The sequence below is a fragment of the Herbaspirillum sp. B65 genome (assembly GCF_000333555.1).
Taxonomy (GTDB): Bacteria; Pseudomonadota; Gammaproteobacteria; order Burkholderiales; family Burkholderiaceae_D; genus Herbaspirillum; species Herbaspirillum rubrisubalbicans.
The window spans coordinates 1-1,493 of sequence record NZ_BADI01000396.1; the positions used below are offsets into that span (position 1 = coordinate 1).

Genomic DNA, 1,493 nt, shown 5'->3' on the forward strand with positions numbered 1-1,493 from the left:
AGCCGGCCTGGAGGTTCCGGCCGGGTTTGACCTCTCATCCGAATTTCAAGGGAGAGCCCATGAGCGCCCCGTCTTCCCCCGTTCCGGTGTCCTTCAAGGTCCGCAAGCTTTCGCGCGTGGTCGAAGTCGAGTTCGACGATGGCGTGATGTTTTCGTTGCCCTTCGAACTGATGCGCGTCTATTCGCCCTCGGCTGAAGTGCGTGGCCACGGACCGGGCCAGGAAGTGCTGCAGACCGGTAAGCGCGAGGTGGAGATCCACGGCATCGAACCGGTCGGCAACTATGGCGTGAAGCCACTGTTTTCCGATGGTCACGCCAGCGGCATCTTTACCTGGGATTACCTCTACCAGCTCGGCCGTGACCAGGCCGCGATGTGGGAAGCCTATCTGCAAAAACTGGAGGCCGCAGGTTTCACGCGTGACAGTGGACGCGATCACCAGGCCGAGGCGAGCGCCGGTCACGGCTGCGGTCATTCGCACTGAAGCTCAGCGCCTCCTGCTGATCCAGGGCAAGCCCTGCGCGGGCCCGTCTCTTATAATGTCGTCTTCATCGTTACAGGCCCAGCCATGACCAACACCACCCATTTCGGTTACGAAACCGTCAAAGAAGAAGAGAAGGTCCGCAAGGTCGCGGAAGTGTTCCACTCCGTCGCCGCCAAGTACGACGTGATGAACGACTTCATGTCGGCGGGCCTGCATCGCATCTGGAAAGCCTTCACCATTGCCCAGGCCGGCGTGCGTCCGGGTTTCAAGGTGCTCGATATCGCCGGCGGCACCGGTGACCTCTCCAAGGTCTTCGCCAAGCAGGCGGGCCCCAGCGGCGAAGTCTGGCTCACCGACATCAACGAATCCATGCTGCGCGTGGGTCGTGATCGCCTGCTCAACAAGGGCATCGTCACCCCCACCATGCTGTGCGATGCCGAGAAGCTGCCCTTCCCGGACAATTACTTCGACCGCGTGTCGGTGGCCTTCGGCCTGCGCAACATGACCCACAAGGATGCCGCGCTGGCCGAGATGCGCCGCGTGTTGAAGCCGGGCGGCAAGTTGCTGGTGCTGGAATTCTCCAAGGTCTGGGAGCCACTCAAGAAACCCTATGACGTCTATTCCTTCTCGGTCCTGCCGTGGCTGGGCAAGAAGGTCGCCAATGACGCCGACAGCTATCGCTACCTGGCCGAATCGATCCGTATGCACCCTGATCAGGAAACCCTGAAGCAGATGATGGAACAGGTCGGTCTGGAGCGCGTGCAGTATTTCAACCTGACCGCTGGTGTGGCTGCACTGCATACCGGCATTAAGATGTAAGCAATGCTGGCTGTGGCGGCATTAAGGCTGGCTTAAGTCTGCCTGACCACAATGGCCGCACTGAAACGATGGGCAGGCTTTCCCTCCAGGCGTCTCGTCGTTTCGGCATCATCCACAAGAGGTAAGCCCATGAAAAAAATCCTGCTCGCACTGCTGCTGGCGATGACCTCGCTATCACTCCTCATTTCCCGC

At 60.1% G+C, this 1,493-nt stretch carries 2 protein-coding genes; both read left to right on the plus strand.

The window, feature by feature from the left end; genetic code table 11:
• Positions 1 to 59: 59 nt before the first annotated feature.
• Entirely contained in the window at positions 60 to 482 is a 423-nt protein-coding gene (locus tag I5W_RS09630) for a gamma-butyrobetaine hydroxylase-like domain-containing protein (protein ID WP_017452477.1), read from the plus strand.
• 84 nt (positions 483 to 566) lie between these two features.
• A complete protein-coding gene (gene ubiE, locus I5W_RS09635; protein ID WP_017452476.1) occupies positions 567 to 1,301 on the plus strand; it encodes a bifunctional demethylmenaquinone methyltransferase/2-methoxy-6-polyprenyl-1,4-benzoquinol methylase UbiE in 735 nt (244 codons plus the stop codon).
• Positions 1,302 to 1,493: the final 192 nt, after the last annotated feature.